At 66.6% G+C, this 6480-nt stretch carries 7 protein-coding genes; 6 read left to right on the top strand and 1 reads right to left on the bottom strand.

What is annotated here, in order from left to right; translation table 11 throughout:
- Positions 1-103 precede the first annotated feature (103 nt).
- Positions 104-751: a TetR family transcriptional regulator gene (locus tag AAFX91_RS37560; protein ID WP_245476784.1), complete on the bottom strand. Its 648-nt coding sequence runs from the start codon at positions 749-751 to the stop codon at positions 104-106.
- Positions 752-840: 89 nt separating this feature from the next.
- On the opposite strand from AAFX91_RS37560, the gene AAFX91_RS37555 reads away from it, so the two are divergent.
- The 6 genes from AAFX91_RS37555 (at position 841) to AAFX91_RS37530 (ending at position 6197) form a co-directional block, all read left to right on the top strand.
- Positions 841-1779 (top strand): SDR family oxidoreductase, encoded by a 939-nt coding sequence (locus AAFX91_RS37555; RefSeq protein WP_394569864.1) that lies wholly within the window; start codon positions 841-843, stop codon positions 1777-1779.
- Between the two features lie 157 nt (positions 1780-1936).
- Positions 1937-3226: a UDP-N-acetylglucosamine 1-carboxyvinyltransferase gene (murA, locus tag AAFX91_RS37550; RefSeq protein ID WP_394569863.1), complete on the top strand. Its 1290-nt coding sequence runs from the start codon at positions 1937-1939 to the stop codon at positions 3224-3226.
- A gap of 42 nt (positions 3227-3268) precedes the next feature.
- On the top strand, positions 3269-3721 hold the full coding sequence (locus AAFX91_RS37545; protein WP_130583721.1) for a DUF2948 family protein: 453 nt from the start codon (positions 3269-3271) through the stop codon (positions 3719-3721).
- Positions 3722-3901: 180 nt separating this feature from the next.
- On the top strand, positions 3902-5197 hold the full coding sequence (hisD, locus tag AAFX91_RS37540) for a histidinol dehydrogenase (RefSeq protein WP_394569862.1): 1296 nt from the start codon (positions 3902-3904) through the stop codon (positions 5195-5197).
- Positions 5194-5697, top strand: coding sequence for a UPF0262 family protein (locus AAFX91_RS37535; protein WP_130583723.1), 504 nt, complete (start codon positions 5194-5196; stop codon positions 5695-5697). The genes hisD and AAFX91_RS37535 overlap by 4 nt, the downstream gene beginning before the upstream one ends.
- 35 nt (positions 5698-5732) lie before the next feature.
- Positions 5733-6197, top strand: coding sequence for a low molecular weight phosphatase family protein (locus tag AAFX91_RS37530; RefSeq protein WP_282532346.1), 465 nt, complete (start codon positions 5733-5735; stop codon positions 6195-6197).
- The last annotated feature ends 283 nt before the right edge of the window (positions 6198-6480 follow it).

Below are 6480 nucleotides of genomic sequence, written 5' to 3'. Positions count from 1 at the left end.
AGCACGCGAGGCGCGTGCCGCTTACGCCAATGCAACTTGACAATCCAGATAGTCGCTCATCCCGACCTTCTCCCCGCAAGGGCGGGGCGAAGGAGAATGGCACTCATTCGAACATCGCGCGGATTGCCGCGAACATCCGCCTTGCGAGAAGCTCCGGCGTCTCGCGGGCGCCCTCGGCGGCCCAGAGCTCACCGCCGACGCGCATCGCGCCGGTTGCGATCATCGCGACCAGCCGCGCCTGCATCTTGTCCGTCTTGTTGCCTGTGCGCTTGAGAAGCGCATCGGCCAGCGTGCGCTCGAGCTTTTCATACTTGAGCTGATCGCGCGCCTGCAGCGCCGGGTTGTCCTGCTTCAGCCGCGCCAACGCCACCACTTCGGCGGGATCGAGCTGCCCGGCCATCGCGATGATGGCGTTCTCCGCCGCCGCGAGCATGGATTCGCCGGCAGGCCGCGCCGCGACCGCAGCGATCAGCGCCGCGCTGGCTTCCTCCTGCCAGGCGAACACGACGTCTTCCTTGGAGGCGAAATAGTGGAAGAAGGTGCGGCGGGAGATATCAGCGGCGGCGACGATGTCGTCCAGCGTGGTCGCCTCGAAGCCGCGCTCCAGGAACAGCGCCATCGCCGCCCGCGTCAGCTTCTCGCGCGTCTCCTGCCGCTTGCGCGCGCGCAGGCCCGGCGCCGCGGGAGGCGCGGTTTTCTCCTTTGATGACCTGCCCTTAGCCGGTCTGCGCGGGGTCGCCGGTCGCTTCAAATCCTTCACCACTTGCAAAATTGCACCTAGTGCACATTTAGGGAAGCGCGGCTGGGAACCACACCCCGATTCGACCAGGAGATATAAGCATGAGCGGCTGGAGCACTGCAGACATTCCATCCCAGACCGGCAGGACCGCCGTGATCACCGGCGCCACCGGCGGGCTCGGCTATGAGACCGCGCTGGCGCTGGCGGGCGCCGGCGCGACCGTGGTTTTGACCGGCCGCAACGACATCAAAGGCAAGCACGCGCTCGAGCGCATCCGCGCGCAATATCCGAACGCCGACGTCAGCTACGAGACGCTCGATCTGGCAAGCCTTGCCTCGGTCGCCGACTTCGCCGGCCGCTTCGCCATCAGCCGCCCTTCGGTCGATCTCCTCATCAACAATGCCGGCGTGATGGCGCTGCCGAAGCGGCGGACGACGCAGGACGGTTTCGAGATGCAGCTCGGCATCAACTATTTCGGCCATTACGCGCTCACCGCACGGCTGCTGCCGCAGCTTCGCCGCGGCCTCAAGCCCCGGGTAGTCAACCTCTCGAGCCTGGCGCACCGCTCCGGCGCGATCGATTTCGCCGACCTCCAGTCGGAGCGGTCCTACCGCCCGTGGCGCGCCTACTGCCAGTCGAAGCTGGCGATGCTGATGTTCGCGCTCGAATTGCAGCGCCGCAGCGACGCCGCCGGCTGGGGTCTGATCAGCAACGCTGCCCATCCCGGATATGCGCGCACCGACCTGATCCCGAACGGCCCGGGTACGAGGAGCCTGTCCTCGTATTTCAGCCGCGTGCTGCAACCCTATGCCAGCCAGTCCGCCGCGGCCGGCGCGTTGCCGACATTATTTGCCGCGACCTCGCCGGACGCCAAGCGCGGCGGCTATTATGGACCGAACTGGTTCTACGAGTTGAAGGGCCCGCCGATGGAGGCGAGGATCATGCCGCAGGCGAAGGATGCCGCGGTCGGGGCGATGCTGTGGGAGGTCTCGGCGACGCTGACCGGCGTCTCCTTCGACCAGTTCGCGGCCGCCGCCTGAACTCCGTTTCCGCGCCTATTGCGCGAGATTTCCGGGCGAGATGCCGGCGCATCGCCCGGAAATGACGAGGAAGCCCACGGAATCGCCCTAAATTTCAACACTTTTGCGGTAGCCCCTTCCTTCGATAGGTTTTTCGCGGATCAGAGCAAGAGGCAGCATGGATCGCATCCGAATCGTCGGCGGCAACAAGCTCAACGGCACCATCTCGATATCGGGCGCGAAGAATGCCGCGCTGCCTCTGATGATCGCAGCACTCCTCACCGAGGAGACGCTGATCCTCGACAACGTGCCGCGGCTTGCCGACGTCGCGCAACTCCAGCGCATCCTCGGTAATCACGGCGTCGACATCATGTCCGCGGGCAAGCGGCCCGGCGACCGCGAGTACCAGGGCCAGACCCTGCACATCTCGGCCGCCGATATCATCGACACCACCGCGCCGTATGATTTGGTGTCGCGGATGCGCGCCAGCTTCTGGGTGATCGCGCCGCTGATTGCGCGCATGCATGAGGCGAGGGTGTCGCTGCCCGGCGGCTGCGCCATCGGCACTCGGCCGGTCGATCTCCTGATCATGGCGCTGGAGAAGCTCGGGGCGGAGATCTTGATCGACGGCGGTTATGTCGTCGCGAAAGCGCCCGGTGGCCTGCGCGGCGCCGACATCGCCTTCCCCAAGGTTACGGTGAGCGGCACCCATGTCGCGCTGATGGCGGCGACGCTTGCCAGGGGAACCAGCGTCATCACCAACGCCGCCTGCGAGCCTGAAATCGCCGATGTCGCCGCCTGCCTGAACAAGATGGGCGCCCGCATCACCGGCGCCGGCACGCCCTCCATCATCGTCGAGGGTGTCGCCAGGCTCCATGGCGCGCGCCACACCGTGCTGCCGGATCGCATCGAGGCCGGCACCTATGCGATGGCGGTCGCGATGACCGGCGGCGAGGTGCAGCTTTCCGGCGCACGACCAGAACTGCTGCAATCGGCGCTCGATGTGCTCTGCGAAGCCGGCACCACCGTCAGCGTCAACAATGACGGCATCCGCATCGGCCGCAACGGCGCCGGCCTTCGCCCGGTGCAGGTCACGACCGCGCCGTTCCCCGGTTTCCCGACCGACCTGCAGGCGCAACTGATGGCGCTGATGACCTGCGCCGGCGGCGCGTCCGTCATCACCGAGACCATCTTCGAGAACCGCTTCATGCATGTGCAGGAATTGGCGCGATTCGGCGCCAGGATTGCGCTCGACGGCGAGACAGCCACCATCCGCGGCACCGACAGATTGCGCGGTGCGCCTGTCATGGCGACGGACCTGCGCGCGTCCGTCTCGCTTGTCATCGCGGGCCTTGCCGCCGAGGGCGAGACCATGGTCAACCGCGTCTACCATCTCGATCGCGGCTTCGAGCGGCTGGAGGAGAAGCTGTCGGCCTGCGGCGCGTCGATCGAGCGCATCAGGGACTGATATCGGGGGGAACCGGTTCTGGCCCAGGAGATTGCTTTCGGCATGATGCCGCCCGCGCCGCTCAAACTGATCGCGCTCGATGCCGACGATCTCGCCGTGATCTCGGCGCATGTGCAGGACGCCCACGTGCAGGCCTCCGACATCGTCTGGCGCCAGGGCGAGAAGCGGCTCGTGGTCGGCATGTCCAGGCTCGACTGGGAGCAGACGCTGTCGGGCGAAACCGCCTCGCGCCGGCTGATCGCGGCGCTGCGCTTCGACCGCGTGCTTGCCTGCAAGTCGCGCAAGATCAACCTGGAGGCGCCGGACGCCACCCTGGAACTGCTCGGCATCGAGTTTCACCAGGGCGCCGCCCCCGGCGGCAGCGCCCTGCTCCTGTTCAGCCAGGGCGCCACGCTCCGGCTCGACGTCGAATGCCTGGAATGCGAATTGACCGACCTCGGCCCCGACGACCTCGGCACCGCCCCGGCGGGGAGTGATTCCGTGTCGTCCCGGTGAAAGTGCCGTAGGGTGGGCAAAGCGCAGCGTGCCCACCATTCCGAGCACGCCGTTAGATGGTGGGCACGCTACGCTTTGCCCACCCTACCGCCCGGCTCCTTTGTCGGCCATCGAGGGTTGACGGCCCCTATCCGCCGCGCCATTGAGCAGGGACCCTGATCTCAATCACAAGAACGCCCCATGCCCCTCCGCCTGGACCGAAGCAGTGCCGATTTTGAGCAGCGCTTTGCCGCCTTCCTTGCCGCCAAGCGCGAGGTTTCGGCCGATGTCGAGCGCGCGACGCGGGCGATCGTCGACGACGTGGTGGCGCGGGGCGATGCCGCGCTGATCGAGGCGACCCGTAAATTCGACCGGCTCGAGCTCGACGCCTCCGGCCTGCGCTTCACCGCGGCCGAGATCGATGCCGCGGTGAAGGCCTGCGATGCCGCCACGGTCGACGCGCTCAAGCTCGCCCGCGACCGCATCGAAACCTTCCATCAGCGCCAGATGCCGAAGGACGAGCGCTTTGTCGACCCGCTCGGCGTCGAGCTCGGCTGGCGCTGGAGCGCCGTCGAAGCGGTCGGGCTCTATGTCCCCGGCGGCACCGCGGCCTACCCGTCCTCGGTGCTGATGAATGCGGTGCCGGCGAGGGTCGCCGGTGTGCCGCGCGTGGTGATGGTGGTGCCGGCGCCCGATGGCAAGCTCAACCCGCTGGTGCTGGCGGCCGCTCAGCTCGGCGGCGTCTCCGAGATCTATCGCGTCGGCGGCGCGCAGGCGGTGGCGGCGCTTGCCTATGGCACGGCCACGATCGCGCCCGTTGCAAAAATCGTCGGCCCCGGCAACGCCTATGTGGCCGCCGCCAAGCGGCTGGTGTTCGGCAAGGTCGGCATCGACATGATCGCGGGTCCTTCCGAAGTGCTCGTGATCGCCGACGCGACCTCCAATGCCGACTGGATTGCCGCGGATCTCCTGGCGCAGGCCGAGCATGACGCGAGCGCGCAATCGATCCTGATCACCGACAGCGCGCGGCTCGCCGCCGATGTCGAGCGCGCGGTGGAAGCGCAGCTCGTCACCTTGCCGCGCGCAGAAATCGCGCGCGCCTCCTGGAATGATTTCGGCGCAATTATCCTCGTGAAAAATCTCGACGATGCAGTGCCGCTCGCGAATGCGATCGCGGCCGAGCATCTGGAAGTCATGACAGCGGATGCCGAAGCGTTCGCGGCCAAGGTCCGTAACGCCGGCGCGATCTTCTTGGGCCCGCATACGCCGGAAGCGATCGGCGATTATGTCGGCGGCTCCAACCATGTGCTGCCGACCGCGCGCTCGGCGCGGTTCTCCTCCGGCCTCGGCGTGCTCGACTTCATGAAGCGGACCTCGATCCTCAAATGCGGCCCCGACCAGTTGCGCGCGCTGGGGCCGGCCGCGATGACTCTCGGCAAGGCCGAGGGGCTGGACGCCCATTCCCGTTCCGTCGGACTGCGCCTCAACCTCTCATGAACAAGCCGCCCACTGAGGAGGATCCCAACAATCGCATCGTCGCGGTGACGCTTGACGAGGAATCGATCGGGCGTTCCGGGCCGGACATCGAGCATGAGCGCGCGATCGCGATCTACGACCTGATCGAGCAGAACCTGTTCGCGCCTGTTGGCACGGAGCCCGGGCCGTACACGCTGCACATCGCGATCACCGGCAACCGGCTGATGTTCGACATCAGGCGGGAAGACGGCACGCCGGTGGTGGCGCATCTGTTGTCGCTGACGCCGTTCCGGCGGATCGTGAAGGACTATTTCATGATCTGCGATAGCTACTACCAGGCGATCCGGACCGCGACGCCGGACAAGATCGAGGCCATCGACATGGGCCGCCGCGGCATCCATGACGAGGGCTCGCGCACGCTGCAGGAGCGGTTGAAGGGCAAGGTGCGGATCGATTTCGAGACCGCGCGGCGGCTATTCACGCTGATCTGCGTCCTCCACTGGAAGGGGCAGGACGCATGAGGCGCGCGCGGCCGCAATCCAACAAAGCTTAAGCGATGGGGGCGCCCCCCGCGCGCAATCCGCAGGCCGTGCTGTTCGCATGTGGCCAGAACAGCGTGCGTTCGCCGATGGCGGCGAGCCTGTTGCAGCAGATGTTTCCGCAAGGACTCTATGTGCGCTCGGCCGGCGTGAAGAAGGGCGAGCTCGATCCGTTCGCGGTCGCCGTGATGGCCGAGCTCGGCCAGGATATCTCCGCCCACAAGCCGATCACCTTCGACGAGCTCGAGGATTGGGAAGGGCTCAATTTCGACCTTATCGTTACGCTGTCGCCGGAAGCCCACCACAAGGCGCTGGAATTGACCCGCACGCTTGCCGCCGACGTCGAATACTGGCCGACCCATGACCCCACCGGCACCGAAGGCAACCGCGAGCAGAAACTCCAAGCCTATCGCGAAGTCTGCGACGGCCTCCTGACCCGCATCCGCCGCCGTTTTGCAAGAGCCGGCGCCACAAACGAGTAGGGACGCGTGTCGCCCGCCGCTCTCACTTGCTCCCGCCTCTCCCTGCAAGGGAGAGGCCGGATTGCATCGCCAGATGCAATCCGGGTGAGGGTCTCCGGTCTCTCGAGGGACGAGCGCCCGCGGAGCCAACCCCTCACCCAAGTGAGTCCGCCTCCACCACCTGAGCAGCCCTCTCCCACAAGGGGCGAGGGCACATCAACTCGCACCGTGAGCAACCGGCGACATGGGTAACACTTCAAACCGACGACATGGGTAACACAATTCTCGTTTCGTTCAGGTCTGC

The organism is Bradyrhizobium sp. 31Argb, assembly GCF_043638955.1.
Lineage (GTDB): Bacteria > Pseudomonadota > Alphaproteobacteria > Rhizobiales > Xanthobacteraceae > Bradyrhizobium.
Note: the sequence above shows the minus strand (reverse complement) of the source record. Positions and strands in the feature narration are given on the sequence as shown.

Coding starts and splice junctions, on each gene's coding strand:
- AAFX91_RS37545 (WP_130583721.1), top strand. CDS start 3,269: ATGATGCCGCCCGCGCCGCTCAAACTGATCGCGCTCGATGCCGACGAT.
- AAFX91_RS37535 (WP_130583723.1), top strand. CDS start 5,194: ATGAACAAGCCGCCCACTGAGGAGGATCCCAACAATCGCATCGTCGCG.
- AAFX91_RS37530 (WP_282532346.1), top strand. CDS start 5,733: ATGGGGGCGCCCCCCGCGCGCAATCCGCAGGCCGTGCTGTTCGCATGT.
- hisD (WP_394569862.1), top strand. CDS start 3,902: ATGCCCCTCCGCCTGGACCGAAGCAGTGCCGATTTTGAGCAGCGCTTT.
- murA (WP_394569863.1), top strand. CDS start 1,937: ATGGATCGCATCCGAATCGTCGGCGGCAACAAGCTCAACGGCACCATC.
- AAFX91_RS37555 (WP_394569864.1), top strand. CDS start 841: ATGAGCGGCTGGAGCACTGCAGACATTCCATCCCAGACCGGCAGGACC.